Here is an 18,715-nt window from a genome sequence, read left to right as displayed (position 1 = left end):
CCCGTATCCAGGGCTCCACTGTCGTGAGATGAGAGACCTATGCAGCTACCTTTGTCAGCCGGGCAGATGGGCATCTGGCTCGGTCACGAACTCGACCCGACCGGGCACGCCTACAACATCGCCGAGTTAACCGAGGTGGACGGCGAGCTGGACCAGGACGCCTTCGAGCAGGCCTGGTCCCGGGTCCTGGAGGAGGCGCCCACCTTCAAGGCGATCGCGGTCCGCCGCGACGACCAGGGCGAACTCCGCCTGATCATCAACGACGCGCGCGCCGGGATCAGCCGCGTCGACCTGCGCGCCGCACCGGACCCGGAGGCCGCCGCCCGGCAGTTCATCCAGGCGGACATGAGCCAGCGGATCGACCTGGAGGCCGGCGGCCTGTTCACCTTCGCGCTGCTGCGGGTCGCCGACCGGCGCTTCCTGTACTACGCCCGCGGGCACCACATCGCCTGCGACGGCTACGCGGCCTCGCTGCTGTTCCGCAAGATCGGCGTCTACTACACCGAGATCGTCACCGGGGAGCCGGTCGCCGGCGCGCCGCCGGTCGCCGGACCGCTCGCCGAGACGCTGGCCGCCGACATCGCGTACCGCGAGGGCCCCGACTTCCAGGAGGACCTGCGGTTCTGGCGCGAGCACGCGGCCTCGGCCAGCCCGGTCAAGCTCAGCGACCACTGGGCCACCCGCGGCCCGGCCACCCCCGACCCGGGCGCCGTGCACCTGCGCCGTTCCGGGCACGTCACGCCCGGGCAGACCGGCGCCATCGCCGAGGTGGCCCGCGAGCTGCGGACCCGCTGGCCGGTCCTGCTGATCGCCGCCACCGCGGCCTTCCTGCACCGCTGCACCGGGCGTACCGACGTGGTCCTCGGCGTGCCGGTCACCGGCCGGACCAGCAAGCTGCTGCGGGCCACCCCGAACCTGTCCTCCAACGTCGTGCCGCTGCGCGTCCCGGTGAACCCGGGCGACACCCTGCGCGACCTCGTACCCCGGGTCTCCGGCGAGCTGCGGCAGGCGCTGCGGCACCAGCGGTGCCGCTTCGAGGACTGGCAGCCGGAACGCACCGCCGGCACCGGCTGGGGCACGGTCGTCAACGTGATGGCGTTCGACTACCAGGTGACGCTCGCCGGGATTCCCACGGTCACCCACAACCTCTCCCTCGGGCCGGTCGACGACCTGTCACTCGGCTTCTACGACCGGGGTGACGGCAGCGGCTGGCGGATCGACGTCGACGGCAACCCGGACCGCTGGTCGCGCGACGACCTCGACACTGTTCAGAGCCTCTACCAGCGGTTCCTGCTGGCCGTGACGGCCCTGCCGGACGCCGCCGTGGGCCTGTTCGAGCTGACCACCGCGGACGAGCGGCGGCGGATGCTGATCGAGTGGAACGGGTCGACGGCCCCCGCGCCGCGAGGCGACCTGGCCGCCGCGTTCGCCCGGCAGGCGGCGCTCACCCCGGAGGCGGTCGCCGTCGTCGACGGGACCCGGGAGATCACCTACGCGCGCCTGGACGCCGCCGCCGACGCGCTCGCCGCCCGGTTGGTGGACCGGGGGATCCGGGCCGAGGAGCCGGTGGCCATCCTGGCCGAGCGCTCCGCGCTGGTCGTGCTGACCACGCTGGCCATCATCAAGGCCGGCGGGGCCTACCTCCCGCTGCGGCCCACCGATCCGCCCGCCCGGCAGGAGGCGATGCTGGCCGACGCCGGGGTCCGCCTGCTGCTCACCGACGCGCCCGCCGGCCTCCCGGTCCCGGTGCTCCGCGTGTCGGCCGCCGACCTGGACGCACCGGCCCCGGCCGTCACCCCGTCGCGGCCCGGCGACCCCGACCGGCTGGCGTACATCATGTACACCTCCGGGTCCACCGGGCGGCCCAAGGGCGTCGCCATCACCCACGGCAACGTGCTGGCCTTCGCGGCGCACGGGCGGTGGCGTGACGGTGACCACGAGCGGATCCTGATGCACTCCTCGCACGCCTTCGACGCGTCGACGTACGAGATCTGGGTCCCGCTGCTCACCGGCGGCCGGATCGTGGTGGCCCCGCCCGGGCAGCTCACCACCGACGAGGTGGCCCGCCTGGTCGAGGCGCACGGCGTGACCGCGGCCTTCCTCACCACCTCGCTGTTCAATCTGATCGCCGGCACCCGGGCGGCGGCGTTCGCCGGGCTGCGCACGGTGCTCACCGGCGGCGAGGCGGCGTCCGGCGAGGCGATGCGGGCGGTCCGGGCGGCCTGCCCCGGCACGAAGCTGGTCAACGCGTACGGGCCGACCGAGACCACCACGTTCGCCACGCTCATGCCGGTGGACGAGGCCGACGGGGTGCCGCCGATCGGGGCGCCGCTGGACGCCACGCGGGTGTACGTGCTCGGCCCGGACCTGCGCCCGGTGCCGGCCGGCGTCTCCGGTGAGCTCTACCTGGCCGGATGGGCGAACGCCCGCGGCTACCTGAACCGGCCGGCCGTCACCGCCGAGCGGTTCGTGGCCTCACCGTTCGGCCCGCCCGGCTCGCGGCTGTACCGCACCGGCGACATCGTGCGCTGGCGTGCGGACGGCGTGCTCGAGTACGTGGGCCGCGGCGACCAGCAGGTGAAGATCCGCGGCTTCCGGATCGAGCTGGGCGAGGTCGAGGCGGCGCTCACCCGGCTGCCGGAGATCTCCCAGGCGTACGCCACCGCCCAGGAGACCGCTCCGGGCGTGAAACGGCTGGTCGCCTATGTGGTGGGCGCCGAGGGACACACGCCGGAGCCGGCCGCGGTCCGCGAGGGGCTGCGCGACACCATGCCGGACTTCATGATCCCCGCCGTCGTGATGGTCCTGCCCGCGCTGCCGCTCAACGCCAACGGGAAGGTGGACCGCAAGGCCCTGCCCGACCCCGAGGTCACCGTGACCGTGGGCCGGGAGGCGTCCGGCGCCGCCGAGCGGGCGCTGGCCACCGCCTTCGCCGAGGCCCTGTCGGTCACCCGGGTCGGCGCCTCCGACTCGTTCTTCGACCTGGGCGGTGACAGCATCCGGGCGATCCAGGTGGTCACCCGGTCGCGCAGCGCCGGCTGGCAGATCAGTGTGAGCGACGTGCTGACGCTGCACACGGTCGAGCGGATCGCCGAGAAGGCGGTGCCGGCCGGCCCGGAGACCGCCGCCGGGCCCGCCGACGAAGATCTCCTCGCGCTGGACGACGACGACCTGGCGGCCCTGGTGTCGGCCCTCGCCGAGGACTGACCGCCACCTCCGAAGACGAGACGGCCCTCCGGGAGGAACCCGGAGGGCCGTCGTCGTGTCGCTACGACCGGTCAGCAGTTGGTGTAGCCCTTGCCCGGCTTGGTCCACTTGCAGGTGTCGATCGTCTTGTTGGCGCTGGTACGCACGTAGGCGACGTCGCCGCCGTTGTTCCACACGTGCTTGGTCTTGCCCCAGTAGCGGGTGGACGACGTGTTCGAGCCCTTACCGGTGCGGACGTAGACGTTTTTGCCCGCGCCCAGGTAGTAGTTCGCGGTGAACCGGTAGAGGTTCCCGGCGGCGTCCCGCACGATCCAGCCCTTGAGGTTGACCGTGCTCTTGGTCTTGTTCGTGAGGCGGAAGTACTCGCCGTTGATGCTCTTGTTGGTCTTCTTGTCCACGCCGGGAGCGTTGTACTGGATCCGGGTGAACTGGATCGAACCCACCGCGGGGCCGGCCGGGGTCGTCGCCGGCGGCTTGGTCGGCGTCGTGGTCGGCGGCTTGGTGGGCGTGGTGGTCGGCGGCGTGGTGGTCGGCGGCGTCACCACCACACCGGTGTCGTAGACCGGCGACGGCGTCGGGTTGGTCGGCGGCACCCCGTGGCTGCTGCCGCTTCCGACGGTGGCCGACTGGTTCTCCGAGTAGTTCGCGACGATGTAGTTGGACTTGTCGGCCCAGTTCGTGTCGTCGCCCTCGAGGAACGCCCGGTAGTAGGAGGTGCCGGCCGGCTGGTTCGCGGCCGAGCCGCTCCAGGTGGCGGCGTTCCCGGCCTGGCTGGTGGCGCCGGTGGCCACGTTCCTGACCCAGGTGCCGTTGTCGTACCGCTGGATCTCGATCGGCAGGCCCGGCTGCGACGGGTCGGTGCTGACGTCGAAGTTCACCGTCGTGCCGCTGACCGTGACGCTCAGGTCCGCCTTGACGCGCAGGGCGGCCTTGCGGATCTGCGAGTAGTCGTTGCCGACGCCGACCATCATGACGTGGCCGGAGTCGAGGTTGCGGGTGATGCTCCACTGACCGCTGGAGTTGGCGGTGGTGTGGACGAAACCGCCGTTGTCGTAGTCGACGGCCTTCTCCTGCGAGAGGCGCGCCTTGTCCCAGTCGGAACCCCACACGTAGGCCCACTCGTAGAGCTCGACATTGGCGCCGGGCTCGGCACTGCCGCTCAGCGTCACCGGACCCCAGGCGGTCCGCAGCGGGACGATGTTGAAGGTCGGCGCGGTCGCGGCCGACGCCGGGCTGACGCCGAACACCGCCGCGGTGGCGGCCAGTGCACCGGCGGCGACGCTGCCGAGAATCGTTTTCGGTCGTCTGTGCATGTCGTTAGAGATCCTCCGTGGTGTGGGCAGCACTCGAAGCGCCCGCTCCGGGCATTGAACGTCGACGCTATCGAGAATCGATGCACATGGTCATCGTTCATCCCGCCCAGGCACCCTACCCGCTGGTGCTACCCGGAGGTGGTCCCTGTCGGCACTCAGTGATCAAAAGCGCAGGTGAACGGCCCGGTGAACCGCTGTCGGTAAAGTGACGCAGGTACCGGCCACGGTGATATTGGGCGATTTCAGTCAGCCGCCCGATTTCATGGATAACTGTCCAGTGCGCGAAACCCGCAGTTCTACGAATCGGATGACATGACTGAATTGATTGCTGATTGTGCACGGTGCGCTGCGCTCTGTTGCGTCGCACCGGCCTTCGCCCGCTCCTCGGATTTCGCGGTCGACAAGCCGGCTGGTCAGCCCTGCCGCAACCTGGGCGCCGACTTCCGCTGCACCATTCACGAGCGGCTGGAGCAGCGCGGCTTCCACGGCTGCGTGGTGTTCGACTGCTTCGGCGCGGGTCAGCGCATCACCCAGGAGACGTTCGGCGGGCGGGACTGGCGGTCCACTCCGGGAATCGCCGGGGACATGTTCGCGACGCTGCCGGTGGTGCGGCAATTGCACGAATTGATGTGGTACCTCACCGAGGCGCTGGAACTGACCGAGACGCGAAAGCTGCACCCCCGGCTGCGAGCCGCTCTCGACGAGACCGATGCGATGGCGGGCCGGTCGCCGGCCGAATTGCGAGAAATGGACGTGGACACGTACCGGGGAAAGGTTGTTCCGCTTCTGCGCAGAGCCAGTGAAATGGCCCGGGCGGGCCGCCGAGGGCCGGACCACAGCGGCGCCCGCCTGATCGGCCGCCGCATGCGCGGCGCCGATCTGCGTGGCGCCAGTTTCCGCGGCGCGATTCTCATCGGCGCCGATCTGCGCGACGCCGACCTGCGGCGGGCCGATTTCACCGGAGCCGACATGCGGGGTACGGACCTGCGCGGCGCGAATCTCGACGGGGTTCTCTTCCTGACCTCGTCACAGTTGCGAGCCGCAGTGACGGACGGCGATCGACCCTAGGATGGGTGGATGCAGCAGGTGTCCGGAGTGGTGTGGGTCCTGACCGTCCTCGGAATCGTCGGCCTCCTGCTGTTCGACTTCTTCTTCCACGTTCGCAAGGCGCACGTGCCCCGGCTGCGCGAGGCCGCCCTGTGGACCGCCGTCTACGTCTCCATCGCCATTCTGTTCGGCGTCGCGGTGTGGGTGTTCGGCGGTTCCACGATGGGCGCCGAGTACTTCGCCGGATACGTCACCGAGGAGGCGCTCTCGGTCGACAACCTGTTCGTCTTCCTGCTGCTGCTGAGCAGTTTCAAGGTGCCCCGGGCGGACCAGCAGAAGGTGCTGCTCTTCGGGATCGTGGTGTCGCTGCTGGCCCGGACCGGGTTCATCCTGCTCGGCGCCGCGCTGATCAACTCGTTCGCCTGGATCTTCTACCTGTTCGGCCTGATCCTGCTGGTCACCGCGGGGAACCTGCTGAAGGAGAAGCACGACGGCGAGGGTGAGCCGCCGAACAACATCGTGATCCGGCTGGCCCGCCGGTTCCTGCACACCACGGACACGTACGACGGGGACAAGCTCTTCACCTACCGGGACGGCAAGCGGGTGCTCACCCCGATGCTCCTGGTCATGGTGGCGATCGGCGGCACCGACATCCTCTTCGCGCTGGACTCGATCCCGGCCATCTTCGGCCTCACCCAGAACGTCTACCTGGTCTTCACCGCCACCGCCTTCTCCCTGCTCGGGCTGCGGCAGCTGTACTTCCTGATCGACGGGCTGCTGGACCGGCTGGTCTACCTGTCCTACGGGCTGGCCGCGATCCTCGCGCTGATCGGCGTGAAACTGGTGCTGCACGCCCTGCACGAGAACAACGTGCCGTTCATCAACGACGGCGAGCCGGTCGACGTGGTCGAGATCCCGACCGCCGTGTCGCTCGGCGTCATCGTCGGCGTCCTGCTGATCACCGTGATCGCCTCGCTGCTCAGCCCCAAGGGCCGGGCCCGCACCTCGGTGGCCGCGGCCCGCCGGCACGCCACCGAGTTCCTCGACGTCGAGACCGATCCGGCCTACTGCGACGAGATCTACCACCGGCTGCTGGCCGAGGAGGAGAACCTCGAGCGGCTGCCGGAACGCTACCGGGCCCGGGTCCGGGAGCAGGCCGAACTCATGGAGCTGCTCCGGCGGGCGCACCGGCGGCACGACGAACGGGTCGCCGCGGGGCACTGCTTCGCCCGGTCAGCGACCTGAGCCGTACTCCCCGTCGAGGTAGGCGGAGAGGTTCGTCTGCCCACCGGCTGGAGCCTCCGAGACCAGGTTGGCCACCCGGGCCGCCAGGCTGGCCGCCCGCGACGCCAGGTCCGGCTCGGCGCTGCGGGAGTCCCGCTCGGCGCGCATCGCCTCCTCCGCACGGAGCGCGTCGGCCTCCCGGCCGGGGCGATCGGCGTACGCGCGGGGCCCGGAGACCGGGGCGTCGTTGTGGTGGACCGGCTCCGGCTCCGGCTCCGGCTCCGGCTCGGGCTCGGGCTCCGGCAGCTCCGGGGCGGGCACCGGCACCGAGCCGAGCACCGTCACGGTCTGGCCCTCACCGCCCTGGAAGTTGCTGAACTCGGGGCCGATCGCCAGACGGGACAGCATCCGCACCTGCGGCGCCGGGACGCCGATCAGGTCGGCGTTCTCCACCCGGAAATGGGCGATGGTCTTCCGCAGCAGGTTGGCGAGACGGTCCGCGTCGCCGACCGTCGCCAGGTCGCCGCCCGCGAAGATCAGCGCCGGATAGGTGCCGGCCGGGCCGACACAGACCAGCTGGATCTGGGTGACCGTGGCGTTGCGGCCGGTCTCCCGGTTGCCCGGCTGCACGCGCAGGTGCTGCGGCCAGAGCCAGAACAGCTCGCCACTACTCTGCGTGCCGTCGGCCACATGCACGTAGCGAACCCGGCGGTCCGTGACGATGACGTCGGTCTCCTCCGGAAGCGTCCACCGGGGCAGTGACGAGGCCTCGTCGAACGCGTACTCGGCGACGGCGCAACGGCCGCGCCACAGCACCCGCTCACCGCTGTCGAGCGGTCCGAGGTCCGTGCCGGTCGCGGACAGGAAGTGCTGGTGGTACATGCTCGCCTTCCCCGTGGTCGCCGCGGTCGGGATCTCGCGGCAGCCTCGATTACAACCGGCTACCGCCGGTGTTGCCAGTGGCCGGGCGTGAATCACACCCGAACTAGAGAATTCGACACAGGACGGTGATCATTGATGCACTTTCGGCCTATCGATAACTACTTTCGGTTACCGAAAAGGCCTTCCGGCGGCAGGGGAGAGGCTACCGCCGTGGCGTCCGGAACCGGCGCCGCTCCGGCCGCGAACCGGCCCAGATCGGTCTCCACCCGGCCCGGGAACCAGTCTCCGGCGGCACGCCGGGACAGTTCGGCGACCGGCGGCGGGGTACGCCCGGCGACCACCACGAGATTGCCGAAGCGCCGCCCGCGCAGCACCCCGGCGTCGGCCACCAGGCAGGCCTCCGGCAGCGCGGCCCGGATGGTGGCCACCTGGCCGCGGGCGAACCGCAGCGGAGGCCCGTCGGCCACGTTGGCGATCAGCCGGCCGGCCGGGTCCAGGATCCGGGCCAGCTCGCCGGCGAACTCGGCCGAGGCGAGGTGGGCGGGCGTCCGGGCGCCCGCGAAGACGTCCAGGACGATCAGGTCGTAGCCGGAGTCGCGCATCCCCTCCACGGCGGCCCGGGCGTCCGCGACCCGGACCCGGATGTTGGCCGACGACGGCAGCGGCAGCGCCGAGCGGACCAGCTCGACCAGCGGCCCGTCGATCTCCACCACCCGCTGCGCCGAACCGGGCCGGGTGGCGGCCACGTACCGCGGCAGGGTCAGCGCGCCGCCGCCCAGGTGCAGCACCCGCAGCGGCCGGCCCGCCGGTGCCGCCAGATCGATCGCGGCGGCCATCCGCCGGATGTACTCGAACTGCAGGTGGGTGGGGTCGGCCAGGTCGACGTGCGACTGCGGGGCGCCGTCCAGCAGCAGGGTCCACGCGGTGTCCCGGTCCGGGTCGGGGACCAGTTCGGCGACCCCGGAGGCGACCGTCTCCACCCGCCGTCGCGACGCCCTGCGCTGTGCCATCCGGCCAGTATCCCGGTCGCGTGCCGAACGTCGATCCGGTGGTCGACGACGGTGAGACTGGACCCGGCGATATTCGACAAAACACCGATAAGGCTCAAGACGTGCGTTCCACACTGATCGGATGTTGAGCAACCTGCTTGCCGAGATTCTCGGCGCGCAGCGGCGGCCGCCCGTCGCGGACCGGTCTCCGGCCGGCCCGCCACTGCGGATCCGCCGCCACGCCTCAGCCGAGGGCGCGCCGTTCTGGCGGTGGGACTGCTCCGGCTGCGGCGAGTACGGCGGCGGCCGGCACCACGAGGACGTCGTCATCCGGGCGCTGCGGCACTGCCGGGAACACCCGGAGCACCGCTCCTCCCTGCTCCCGCCGGCCTGCTGCCGGCAGGAGCCGACCTACCTGCCGCTGCACCCGATGCTCTACGCGCTCGACGACGACCCGCCGCCCGAGCCGCTGGTGATCTGAGCGCCCCCGGCCGCCGGATGCCGGCCCGGAAGCGGCCGCGGCCGGCCGCCGAGAATCCCGGCCACCTTGCGGAACAGCGGATCGGCGACCACGCCGGCCAGATCCCGGCCGAGCGGGATGCGCCAGTTCGGGTACTCGTCGAAGGTGCCCGGCAGGTTCGGCTGGCGGCGCTCCATCAGGACGTCGTGCAGCGAGGCGACGACGAGACGGCAGGGCGTACGGGCGAGGAACTCGTGCATGGCCGTCACCACGTCCTCGGGCGGCGGCTCCGCCCCGCTCAGCAGGCCCTCGGCGCGCAGCCGGTCCAGCAGCTGCCCCCGGTCCTCCCGCCAGGCCGCCCGCTCCCGCTCGACCGGGCCGGTCAGCTGACCCAGCGCGGCACGCACCTCGACCTGCTCGCCGGCCAGGAAGCCGGAGGCGGTCGGCAGATCGTGGGTGGAGACGCTGGCCAGCGCGTTGCGCGGGTATCCGGCCGCCGGACGGTAGCCGCCCTCCTCGTCCCGGGTGAACCAGAGCACCGCCGAGCCCAGCATGTTGGTCCGCTCCAGCCCTTCGGTGACCACCGGCATGACCGTCCCGAGATCCTCACCGATCACCACGGCCCCGGCCCGGTACGCCTCCAGCGCCAGGATCCCCAGCATCGCCTCCGGGTCGTAGTGCACGTACGTCCCCTTGGCCACGCCGAGGCCGGACGGCACCCACCACAGCCGCCACAGCCCCGCCACGTGGTCGACCCGCAGCCCGCCCGCGTGCCGGAAGATCCGCCGCAGCATGTCCCGGTAGGCCGCGTACCCGGTCTCGACCAGCCGGTCCGGCCGCCACGCCACCCCGCCCCACTCCTGGCCGAGCTGGTTGAACGCGTCCGGCGGCGCCCCGGTCCGGGCCTCCATCGCCAGCACGTCCTGCAACAGCCACCCGTCGGCGCCGCCCGGCTCGACCGCCACCGCGAGGTCGTGCACGATGCCGACCGGCATGCCGTGCTCCCGGGCCGCCTCCCCGGCCGTGTCGAACTGCTCCTCCAACAGCGCCTGCACCCAGACGTGGAAGGCGATCCGGTCACCCCGGTACGCCCGGACCGCCGCCGAATCGGGGCGGCGCAGCTCCTCCGGCCACTCCCGCCAGTCCGGCCCGTGCTCCTCGGCCAGCGCGCAGAACCGGGCGAAATCGGTGAGCCCCGGATCCCGGTCCAGGTCGACCGGCCCGGCCAGCGGCCAGAGCAGCTCCAGCGCCGCGAACTTGGCGGCCAGCACGGCGTCGTAGTCGATCAGGCCGTCCGCCGGTGGCGCCGGTCGCAGCGCGTCCACCCGGGCCCGCAGCTCCGGATCGGCCCGCTGGTACTCGCCGGTGTCGGCCACCCGCAGGTAGAGCGGGTTGGCGAAGCGCCGGCTCGACGGCGAGTACGGCGACGCCGGCACCGGCCGGGTCGGCGTGATCGCGTGCAGCGGGTTCAGCACCACCAGCCCGGCGCCGGCCGACCCGGCCACGAAGTCGCGCAGGTCGCCGAGGTCGCCCATGCCCCACGAGCCGGCCGAGTGGAGCGTGTAGAGCTGCACCATCCAGCCCCAGGTGTCCGGCGGCTCGGGCAGCCGGGTGGGCACCACCACCAGGGTGACCTCCTGGCCGCCACAGAGCAGCCGGTGCCAGCCCAGCGGCAGATCACCGGGAATCCGCCGGCCCACCGTTCGGGCGCCGCCGTCCTCCAGCCGGATCTCGGCCGGACCGGGCAGCGCCCGCCCGGCGCCCTCGCGCACCACGATCGTGCCGGGCAGGCGGTCACCGGTGTCCCGGCGCCGGGCGGCGGCCAGCGACGCACGGACGGCCGCCGGTGTGCTCGCGTCGACGCCCAGCATGCCGAGCACGCCGATCACCGACTCGGCGGCCACGTCGGTGCGTTTGCGCCGCCAGTTCTCAAACCACGTGGCCACCCCGTGTGCCTCGGCCAGCGCCACCAGATCCGCGTCCATCGTCCGTCCCCTTCGGTCGCAACCACTCCGTACACGATCCCTCACCCGTTGCGTACATCGGTCAGCATGGGGCACATGGCTGACATGACCTCAGTGATCAGGAAGTGGTTCGCCGCGGCGCTGGCCGGCGTGACGATGGCGTTGCTGGTCCCCGCGGCGGCCTGGGCGTCGACCGGCACCGGCGAGATGGTGATCGAGGCGGCTCGCCGGGGGCGGCGCAGCGGCTTCGGCTTCCTCGGGGTGCTGTGCTGCCTGTTCGTGGTGGGGATCATCGTCCTCGTGGTCGTGCTGATCTCCCGCGGCCGCAAACGCCGGTGAGTCAGACCTTCAGGAACAGCGCCGGCACCAGGCTCGGATCCCAGCCGGGCAGGGACGTGTGCGGCTCGCGCACCCGGTAGACGACGTTGCGCTGGGAGACCAGATCCCCGGACCGGTAGGCGGTGAACGGCCGCCACGCCGGCGCGGACTTCGACGCGATCGGGGCGGCCTCCCGGACCGTGACGGTGACCGCTTCGACCACCATGCCGGAGGAGCGATAGCCGCCGGACGACGGGTTCAGCACGAAGGTGTACGGCCGGGTGTCCCCCTCCGGGGTGAGCCGGAGCACCGCGTGGCCGTCCAGCGACCAGGTCAGCGTGGTCGGGGTCCAGTCGATGGCGTACGTGTGGAAGTCGTCACCGTCCACCCGGCCCGAGCCGAGCACCTCGACGTGTCCGTCCGGCGTCCGCCCGGTGCCGTCGAGCACGCCGAGGGGCCGCCCGCCGCCGTCCTCACGGTCCACCAGGATCCGCGCCTCGGCCCGCCCGTACGCCTGCCCGAAGGTCTTCCCGGTGCGCAGCGCCGAGCCGAGCAGCAGGTTCCCGTCACCGTCCAGCCAGGCGGAGGTCCGGCGGCCGCCGCCGTTGTCCCAGCGGCCGGCGTCGGGGGCGTCGCCGCGGTCGCCGGAGAAATCGTCGCGGAACACCACGCGGTTCGTCCCGGCCACGGCGGCGGTGGGCGTCACCGTCACCGCCGCCGCCCCGGAGACGACCACCACGGCCGCGGCCAGCGCGCGCCGCAGGCTCCCGCTCAGCATCGAACTACCCCCCACTCGGATCAGCAGGGTGCACTGTGCTGACCTGGGAGCGCTAACAGCAAGTCTTTCGCGGAGAAATTTACGATCTAGTCGTAGTCCGGGGCACGGGTCTCGTGCATCGCCAGCTCCTCCGCGCTCGCGCCGCCACCGGCCGCGCCCGCGTCGTAGGCGATGCTGTCCGCCTCGTCGTCCCAACCGGAACCGTTGTCCGGCGCGACCAGACGGCCCACCCGGCGCGGATCGTCGTCGTCCAGCTGGCCGTCGTCGTAGAGCGAGATCGGCGACCGTGGATCCGACGTCGGGCCCTGGCCCCACACGTCCCGGTCCAGGTCACGCCGCTCCGGATCCTCGACCGTCTCGTCCAGCGGGTCACGGCGCGGCGGGTTGGCCGGCTCGGCCCCGAAGTCCGGTTCCTCCTGGCGCAGCCGGCGGTCCAGCGACTCGCCCCGGCGCTGCTCCTCGGCGGTGTCGCCGAACCGGTTCGACCCACCCGGTCCGGTGCCGGCGAGCGCGGCCGGGTCCGGGCCGTCACTCCACCGCGGGCTGTTCACCTCGTCGTACGCGGTCGAATCGTCATCGGCGGTGTCCGGCAGTCCGGAGGCCTCCGGATCGATGACCTCAGCCGGGTAGTCGTTGTCTCGCATGCCCGTTGACTACCCACCCCGGGGGCGGCTCATGCCCCGTCGAGGCGAGCCCAGACGACCTTGCCGTCGGGCAGCTCCAGATGGCCCCAGCGGGCCGCGACCGCGTCGATCAACAACAGGCCACGGCCACCGTACGAGGTGACCGGCACCGGCCCGGTGAAGCGCGGCGGCACGGGGGAGCCGTCGCGGACCGCCACGTCCATCGTCGCGCCGTGCAGCGCCAGCAGGACCCGCATCGGCGTACCGGCGTGCGCCACCACGTTGTTGACCATCTCGGTCGCCACGATGCAGGCGCTGCCGGCCAGGTGGGGCCGCTCCCAGCGCCCGCACGCCTCGGTGATCATCTCGCGGGCGGACCGGGCCGCGCCCGGCACCGGATCCAGGTCCAGGGCGGCCCGGTGATCGGTGGCCGGCGGACCCAGGGCCGCGAAGGCGCCGGCCGGATCGGGCCAGATCGGCCACCCGGTGGCGCGCCAGGCCGGTGTGTCGGCCGGGTCGCAGAGCATCAGGTGGCTGCCCGGCCACTCCCGGGTCTCCTCGCGGATCTCGCGCAGTACACCCACCGCGGCGGCCCGGGACACCCGCAGGTCCGCCACGTCGACCACGAGTGCCTCGGGCTGGGTGGCGAGCACGGCGAGTATCGCCGCGCGGATCGGCGCGGCGGTGTCGTCGTCGAGCACTCCGGTGATCCGGACCAGCGGATAGTCATGGTCGCGGTCCACCCGGTGACGAACCTCGCTCGGCATGATCGCTCCATTGTGCATAACACGTCCCGTCCTCGCATTTCGGCGCGTGAGGATCCGGTGCCGCGGTCAGCCGCAAAGGGCGCTACGACGGACATGTCCGAGGTGGTACCCCGGCCCGGGACGTGTATGCCGGAAAGAGCGGATCAGCTCCGGCGGGCCAGCGCGGTCAGCACGCTCTCGTGCAGCAGCCCGTTCGTGCCGATCACCGAGCTCTTGTCGGCGGTCGGCCGCCCGTCCAGATCGGTGATCCGGCCGCCCGCCTCGGTCACGATCGGGATCAGCGCCGCCATGTCCCACAGCGACAGCTCCGGCTCGGCCATCGCGTCCAGCGCGCCCTCGGCCAGCAGCATGTAGCCGTAGAAGTCGCCGTAGGCACGGCTGCGCCACACGCCGAGCAGGATGTCCATCATCTGGTCCAGGCGGCCGATGTCGGCCCAGCCGTTCAGGCTCGCGTAGCAGAAGCTGGCGTCGGTCATCCGGCGCACCTCGGAGACGTTGATCCGGGTCGCCGAGTGCTGGTTCTTCCCGGCGAACGCGCCCAGACCGCGACCGGCCCACCAGCGCCGGCCCAGGGCCGGCGCGGACACCAGGCCGACGACCGGGGTGTCACCCTCCATCAGCGCGATCAGGGTGGCCCAGATCGGTACGCCGCGGACGAAGTTCTTCGTCCCGTCGATCGGGTCGATCACCCAGTAGCGGCTGCCCGGCCCGGCCGCCGCGGCCGACCGGCCGAACTCCTCGCCCAGCACCCCGTCCCGGGGCCGCGCCCGGGCCAGCGTGGCGCGGATCGCCTTCTCCACCGCGGTGTCCGCGTCGGACACCGGGGTGAGATCCGGTTTCGACTCCACCCTCAGGTCGAGCGCGCGGAACCGGGCCATCGAGATGGTGTCGGCCGAGTCGGCGAGAACGTGGGCAAGCGCAAGGTCGTCGGCATATCCGGCCATGCCGAAAAGCTAGCCCATCCGGCGCCGGTCAGCGCGCCGGGTTTCCCGCTTTCCAAGATCAGATTCTCTCCGCAGGCCGGTCCCGCACGTCACCCTCACCGGCGTGGCCGGCATCAGCTCTCCTCGGCCGGCTGGTCCCGCACGTCACCGTCGCCGGCATGGCCGGCATCAGATCTCCTCGGCCGGCTGGTCCCGCACGTCACCGTCGCCGGCATGGCCGGCATCAGATCTCCTCGGCCGGCTGGTCCCGCACGTCACCCTCGCCGGCACGCGAGGCCAGCAGGCGACGGTACGACGCCAGGCGGCGCTCGTCGGCCTTCCCCTCGGCCACCCAGGCGTCCAGCCGGCAGTCCACGTCGGCGGCGGTGTGCCCGCAGTTCGGCTGATCCTCCAGCGTGCCCTCGACCAGGTCCGGGAACCCGTGCAGCAGGCTCTCCGCGCTCACGTGCGCCAGCCCGAAACTGCGGATACCGGGAGTGTCGACGATCCAGCCCGGGTCCCGCCGGGAGCGGCCGACCGCCGGCAGGCGCAACGCCACCGCGCTGGTCGAGGTGTGCCGCCCCTTGCCGATCGCGCTGACCGCGCCGACCGCCCGCAACGCGTCCGGCACCAGACGGTTGACCAGCGTCGACTTGCCCACGCCGGAGTGCCCGACCAGCACCGAGATGCGGCCGGCCAGCCGGGTGCGCAGCTCCGCCAGGTCGCTGCCCGGCCGGACCTGCACGTGCGGCAGGTCCAGTTCGGCGTAGTACCCGAGCACACCCTCCGGCCCGGCCAGGTCGGCCTTGGTGAGGCAGAGCAGCGGTTCCACGTCCGCGTCGTACGCCGCCACCAGACAGCGGTCGATGAAACCGGTCCGCGGCGGCGGGTCGGACAACGCGCTGACGATCACCAGCTGGTCCGCGTTGGCCACCACGACCCGCTCCAGCCGGCCCTCCGGGGTGGTGTCGTCGTCGTCCGCCGTCCGGCGGAGCACCGACGTGCGGTCGCTGATCCGGACGATCCGGGCCAGCGCGCCGGGCGCCCCCGAGACGTCGCCGACCAGGGCCACCCGGTCACCCACCACCACCGACTTGCGGCCCAGCTCGCGGGCCCGCATCGCGGTGATCACCTCGGTGCCGCCGCCGTCCTCGCGGACGCAGCCGTACCGGCCCCGGTCGACCGTGATGACCAGGGCGTCGACCGCGTCGTCGTGCTTCGGGCGGGTCCGGGTACGCGGACGGGACGACTTGCCCGGCCGGATCCGGACGTCGTCCTCGTCGTACTCCCGTTTACGCGCTGGCAGATCTAGCTCCTCGCCACGAGTCCCGCCCAGAGTTCCGGGAACTCGGGCAACGTCTTCGACGTACAACCTACGTCGGTCAGGTGGACGCCCGGCACGGCGAGCCCGATTACCGCCGCGGCGTGCGCCATCCGATGGTCCGCGTACGTCTCGAAGGTGGCCCCGCGCGGCGGCCCGGGGACGATGCGCAGCCCGTCGCGGAACTCGGTCACCTCGGCGCCGACCTTGCCCAGCTCGGTGGCGAGGGCGGTGATCCGGTCGGTCTCGTGGCCCCGGATGTGCTCCACCCCGCGCAGCTCGGACGGCCCCTCGGCGAGCGCGGCCAGCGCCGCCACCACCGGGGTCAGCTCGCCCACCTCGGAGAGGTCGGCGGTGATGCCGCGCAGCGTGCCGGTGCCCCGCACGGTCAGCCCCCCGGCGGACCGGGTGACCTCGGCGCCCAGCGCCCGGAAGATGCCGATCGCCTGGTCGACCGGCTGCCAGCTGTCGGCCGGCCAGCCGGCCAGCGTGACGGCGCCGCCGGTGACCGCGGCCGCCGCGAAGAACGGCGCCGCCCCGGACAGGTCGGGCTCGATGACCCACGTGCGGCCGTGCAGCGGACCCGGCTCGACCCGCCACACGTCGGCCACGCCGTCGTCGACCACCGCGCCGGCGGCCCGCAGCATGTGCGCCGTCATCCGCAGGTGCGGCGCGGACGGCACCGGCGGGCCCTCGTGCCGCAGGGTCAGCCCCTTGGCGAACCGGGCCGCGGACAGCAGCAGGCCGGAGACGAACTGGCTGGACGCCGAGGCGTCGATCACCGCCTCGCCGCCCTCCACCACGCCGGTGCCGTGCACGGTCAGCGGCAGGCCGTCGATCGGTGAGGCGTCCACCGTCACGCCGAGCGAGCGCAGCGCCGCGACGATCGGGCGCAGCGGCCGCTTGCGCATGTGCGGGTCGCCGTCGAACTCGACCGTGCCCTCGGCCAGCGCGGCGGCCGGCGGCAGGAACCGGGTGATGGTGCCGGCCAGCCCCACGTCCACCCGGGCCGGGCCGCGCAGGGGGCCGGGGGTCACGGTCCACCGGTCGTCGGCCGACGTGTCCACCTCGACGCCGAGCGCACGCAGGCCGGCCGCCATCAGCACGGTGTCCCGGGCCCGCAGCGGCGCCTCGATCTCCGAGGGGCCGTCGGCCAGCGCGGCGAGGATCAGGGCGCGGGCGGTCATCGACTTGGAGCCGGGCAGCCGCACGGTCGTGGTGACCGGGCCGGTGGCGGTCGGGGCGAGCCAGGGACGGGGTTCTGCAGTCACGCCGCCATTCTGCCGCCGCCGTACGACGGTTCCGGCCCGCCTTCCCGCCTCCCGGGACGTGCGTCACCCGGCTGGGCGGGTCCGCTGTCTCGACGACGCCGAAACGGCCCCACACCCGGCCGGATCCCGCACCCGGCTCCAGGGCTGTTCCGGGGCTCGAGACAGCCCCCCACACCCAGCCGGATCCCCGCGGCTGGATCTCAGGGCTGTTTCCGGGCTTCGGGACAGCGCTCAGGGCCGGCTGGATCTCCGGGGCCGGCTCCCAGGGGTGATCCGGGGCTCGGGACAGCTCTCAGGGCCGGCCGGAGGTGTGGCGGGGCGGACGAGTGTTCGAAAGCGGCGTACCGTGCTGGCCATGTGCGGGCGATACGCGACCACCCGGAGCAACGCGGACCTCACCAGGCTGTTCGAGGCCGTGGACGTGGCCGAGCCGCTGCGCGCGAGCTGGAACGTCGCACCCACCGACCCGGTCCCGCTGATCCGGATGTCGAAGGAGCACGAGGGCCGGGTGCTGGACACCGCCCGCTGGGGTCTGGTCCCGCACTGGGCGAAGGACCTGAAGATCGGCGCCCGCATGATCAACGCGCGTGCCGAGACGGTCGCCGAGATGCGCTCGTTCGCCCCGTCGTTCGCCAAGCGGCGCTGTCTGGTCCCGGCCGACGGCTGGTTCGAGTGGGTCCGCGACGGCAAGGAGAAGCAGGCGTTCTACATGACGCCGGCGGACGGGTCGCCGCTGGCCTTCGCCGGTCTCTGGTCGGCCTGGGGTCCGGAGTCGGTGCTCACGTGCAGTGTGGTCACCACCGCGGCGCTCGGCGGCCTGGCCAAGGTGCACGACCGCATGCCGCTCATCCTGCCGCCCGAGCGGTGGGCGGACTGGCTGGCCGGTGGTGGCGAGCCGGAGCGGTTGCTGCGCCCGCCGTCCGTACCGGAACTGGAAGCCATCGAGATCCGTCCGGTCGGCCCGACAGTCGGCAATGTGCGCAACAACGGACCACAGTTGATCGAACCCGATCCGCAGGTAACGCTTTTTTGAACATGTGAAGATCAACGAAGGTCTTTGTCGGTTTATGTGGCCATTCTCGTTGGCCAACTTTGTTTCAAGATAGATCACCCCCTTGTTCTGATCTTGTACCCTGCGGTACAAACCAGCGCCGGAGTGGTGCCGGACCGTAAGGTGCGGCCCGGCCGCCACAAGCAGTTCCGGTCCCACGGGGGAGGTGGGCTGATGACACGAGCACGCATGCCGCGTCCGCACGAGGTTGCCATCGCGCGACGCGACCCGCGGCTGCTCGAGGCGATCGCGCAACGACGTACCGACGAGGCCTGGCGCACACGGGGCGCCTGCCGCAGCGTGGATCCCGAGACGTTCTTTCCCGCACCGAACGAGCCGTCCGGTGGCGCCGTCGCCCTGTGCGGCACGTGCGAGGTGCAGGGCCCATGCCTGGCCTGGGCGCTCCAGGTCGGCGACTGCCACGGCGTCTGGGGCGGCACCACGCCACGGGAGCGCCGGGCCATGCTGGTGGCCTGGCGGGAGCGGATCCAGGCCGACGGTGAGGAGATCGACGACTCGCCGGACGCCGAGGATCGTCGTCTGCTCAACCTGATCCCGGTCAGTCGCTGATACAACG

Annotated in this window: 16 protein-coding genes and 1 pseudogene; 7 read left to right on the top strand and 10 right to left on the bottom strand. The window is 72.3% G+C overall.

What is annotated here, in order from left to right:
• Positions 1–39: 39 nt before the first annotated feature.
• Positions 40–3,207, top strand: a complete 3,168-nt coding sequence (locus J5X75_RS03005) for a non-ribosomal peptide synthetase (RefSeq protein ID WP_208465640.1) — start codon at positions 40–42, stop codon at positions 3,205–3,207.
• A 71-nt stretch (positions 3,208–3,278) separates the two neighbouring features.
• Here the strand turns inward: J5X75_RS03005 and J5X75_RS03000 are convergent, their stop codons facing one another.
• The gene (locus J5X75_RS03000) at positions 3,279–4,520 is read right to left on the bottom strand and encodes a lamin tail domain-containing protein (RefSeq protein WP_238487130.1); all 1,242 of its coding nucleotides are present in this window, start codon (positions 4,518–4,520) and stop codon (positions 3,279–3,281) included.
• Between the two features lie 312 nt (positions 4,521–4,832).
• On the opposite strand from J5X75_RS03000, the gene J5X75_RS02995 reads away from it, so the two are divergent.
• Together J5X75_RS02995 and J5X75_RS02990 are read left to right on the top strand one after the other, a co-directional pair.
• Positions 4,833–5,588 carry a pentapeptide repeat-containing protein gene (locus tag J5X75_RS02995; RefSeq protein WP_208465638.1) on the top strand — a complete coding sequence of 252 codons (756 nt, stop codon included), beginning with the start codon at positions 4,833–4,835 and terminating at the stop codon, positions 5,586–5,588.
• A gap of 9 nt (positions 5,589–5,597) precedes the next feature.
• Positions 5,598–6,590, top strand: a pseudogene (locus J5X75_RS02990) (TerC family protein); the annotation flags it as partial.
• Positions 6,591–6,800: 210 nt separating this feature from the next.
• Here the strand turns inward: J5X75_RS02990 and J5X75_RS02985 are convergent.
• Both J5X75_RS02985 and J5X75_RS02980 read right to left on the bottom strand, forming a co-directional pair.
• Positions 6,801–7,673, bottom strand: coding sequence for a translation initiation factor 2 (locus tag J5X75_RS02985; RefSeq protein WP_208465634.1), 873 nt, complete (start codon positions 7,671–7,673; stop codon positions 6,801–6,803).
• A 158-nt stretch (positions 7,674–7,831) separates the two neighbouring features.
• Complete coding sequence (locus J5X75_RS02980; RefSeq protein WP_208465633.1) at positions 7,832–8,683, bottom strand: spermidine synthase; 852 nt, start codon at positions 8,681–8,683, stop codon at positions 7,832–7,834.
• A gap of 121 nt (positions 8,684–8,804) precedes the next feature.
• Between J5X75_RS02980 and J5X75_RS02975 the strand changes: the two genes are divergently transcribed.
• Positions 8,805–9,143: a hypothetical protein gene (locus J5X75_RS02975; RefSeq protein WP_208465631.1), complete on the top strand. Its 339-nt coding sequence runs from the start codon at positions 8,805–8,807 to the stop codon at positions 9,141–9,143.
• On the opposite strand, the gene malQ is transcribed toward J5X75_RS02975, so the two are convergent.
• A complete protein-coding gene (gene malQ / locus J5X75_RS02970) occupies positions 9,098–11,107 on the bottom strand; it encodes a 4-alpha-glucanotransferase (protein WP_208465630.1) in 2,010 nt (669 codons plus the stop codon). The two genes, J5X75_RS02975 and malQ, sit on opposite strands and share 46 nt — an antisense overlap.
• A 75-nt stretch (positions 11,108–11,182) precedes the next feature.
• Here malQ and J5X75_RS02965 point away from each other — a divergent pair, with 75 nt between their 5' ends.
• Entirely contained in the window at positions 11,183–11,425 is a 243-nt protein-coding gene (locus J5X75_RS02965; RefSeq protein WP_372450830.1) for a hypothetical protein, read from the top strand.
• Position 11,426: 1 nt separating this feature from the next.
• Here the strand turns inward: J5X75_RS02965 and J5X75_RS02960 are convergent, their stop codons facing one another.
• The 6 genes from J5X75_RS02960 to aroA all read right to left on the bottom strand — a co-directional run bounded on the left by J5X75_RS02960 (position 11,427) and on the right by aroA (position 17,087).
• Complete coding sequence (locus J5X75_RS02960) at positions 11,427–12,182, bottom strand: carbohydrate-binding protein (protein WP_208465629.1); 756 nt, start codon at positions 12,180–12,182, stop codon at positions 11,427–11,429.
• A gap of 86 nt (positions 12,183–12,268) precedes the next feature.
• Entirely contained in the window at positions 12,269–12,826 is a 558-nt protein-coding gene (locus J5X75_RS02955; protein WP_208465628.1) for a DUF5709 domain-containing protein, read from the bottom strand.
• 29 nt (positions 12,827–12,855) lie between these two features.
• On the bottom strand, positions 12,856–13,572 hold the full coding sequence (locus tag J5X75_RS02950) for an anti-anti-sigma factor (RefSeq protein ID WP_238487129.1): 717 nt from the start codon (positions 13,570–13,572) through the stop codon (positions 12,856–12,858).
• 143 nt (positions 13,573–13,715) lie between these two features.
• On the bottom strand, positions 13,716–14,516 hold the full coding sequence (hisN, locus tag J5X75_RS02945) for a histidinol-phosphatase (RefSeq protein WP_208465626.1): 801 nt from the start codon (positions 14,514–14,516) through the stop codon (positions 13,716–13,718).
• A 223-nt stretch (positions 14,517–14,739) separates the two neighbouring features.
• Positions 14,740–15,801: a ribosome small subunit-dependent GTPase A gene (gene rsgA / locus J5X75_RS02940; protein ID WP_208465710.1), complete on the bottom strand. Its 1,062-nt coding sequence runs from the start codon at positions 15,799–15,801 to the stop codon at positions 14,740–14,742.
• Between the two features lie 2 nt (positions 15,802–15,803).
• Positions 15,804–17,087: a 3-phosphoshikimate 1-carboxyvinyltransferase gene (aroA, locus tag J5X75_RS02935; RefSeq protein WP_208465625.1), complete on the bottom strand. Its 1,284-nt coding sequence runs from the start codon at positions 17,085–17,087 to the stop codon at positions 15,804–15,806.
• 355 nt (positions 17,088–17,442) lie between these two features.
• Here aroA and J5X75_RS02930 point away from each other — a divergent pair, with 355 nt between their 5' ends.
• Positions 17,443–18,120, top strand: a complete 678-nt coding sequence (locus J5X75_RS02930; protein ID WP_208465624.1) for an SOS response-associated peptidase — start codon at positions 17,443–17,445, stop codon at positions 18,118–18,120.
• Positions 18,121–18,312: 192 nt separating this feature from the next.
• Positions 18,313–18,708 carry a WhiB family transcriptional regulator gene (locus J5X75_RS02925; RefSeq protein ID WP_183216962.1) on the top strand — a complete coding sequence of 132 codons (396 nt, stop codon included), beginning with the start codon at positions 18,313–18,315 and terminating at the stop codon, positions 18,706–18,708.
• Positions 18,709–18,715 lie beyond the last annotated feature (7 nt).

The sequence above is a fragment of the Actinoplanes flavus genome (genome assembly GCF_017592555.1).
Classification (GTDB): Bacteria; Actinomycetota; Actinomycetes; order Mycobacteriales; family Micromonosporaceae; genus Actinoplanes; species Actinoplanes flavus.
This window is presented reverse-complemented; position numbering and strand designations above follow the sequence as displayed.

Excerpts from the sequence above, each read along its gene's own strand:
- J5X75_RS03005 (WP_208465640.1), top strand. The coding sequence starts at position 40 with ATGCAGCTACCTTTGTCAGCCGGGCAGATGGGCATCTGGCTCGGTCAC.
- J5X75_RS03000 (WP_238487130.1), bottom strand. The coding sequence starts at position 4,520 with ATGCACAGACGACCGAAAACGATTCTCGGCAGCGTCGCCGCCGGTGCA.
- J5X75_RS02995 (WP_208465638.1), top strand. The coding sequence starts at position 4,833 with ATGACTGAATTGATTGCTGATTGTGCACGGTGCGCTGCGCTCTGTTGC.
- J5X75_RS02985 (WP_208465634.1), bottom strand. The coding sequence starts at position 7,673 with ATGTACCACCAGCACTTCCTGTCCGCGACCGGCACGGACCTCGGACCG.
- J5X75_RS02980 (WP_208465633.1), bottom strand. The coding sequence starts at position 8,683 with ATGGCACAGCGCAGGGCGTCGCGACGGCGGGTGGAGACGGTCGCCTCC.
- J5X75_RS02975 (WP_208465631.1), top strand. The coding sequence starts at position 8,805 with ATGTTGAGCAACCTGCTTGCCGAGATTCTCGGCGCGCAGCGGCGGCCG.
- malQ (WP_208465630.1), bottom strand. The coding sequence starts at position 11,107 with ATGGACGCGGATCTGGTGGCGCTGGCCGAGGCACACGGGGTGGCCACG.
- J5X75_RS02965 (WP_372450830.1), top strand. The coding sequence starts at position 11,183 with ATGGCTGACATGACCTCAGTGATCAGGAAGTGGTTCGCCGCGGCGCTG.
- J5X75_RS02960 (WP_208465629.1), bottom strand. The coding sequence starts at position 12,182 with ATGCTGAGCGGGAGCCTGCGGCGCGCGCTGGCCGCGGCCGTGGTGGTC.
- J5X75_RS02955 (WP_208465628.1), bottom strand. The coding sequence starts at position 12,826 with ATGCGAGACAACGACTACCCGGCTGAGGTCATCGATCCGGAGGCCTCC.
- J5X75_RS02950 (WP_238487129.1), bottom strand. The coding sequence starts at position 13,572 with ATGCCGAGCGAGGTTCGTCACCGGGTGGACCGCGACCATGACTATCCG.
- hisN (WP_208465626.1), bottom strand. The coding sequence starts at position 14,516 with ATGGCCGGATATGCCGACGACCTTGCGCTTGCCCACGTTCTCGCCGAC.
- J5X75_RS02930 (WP_208465624.1), top strand. The coding sequence starts at position 17,443 with ATGTGCGGGCGATACGCGACCACCCGGAGCAACGCGGACCTCACCAGG.
- J5X75_RS02925 (WP_183216962.1), top strand. The coding sequence starts at position 18,313 with ATGACACGAGCACGCATGCCGCGTCCGCACGAGGTTGCCATCGCGCGA.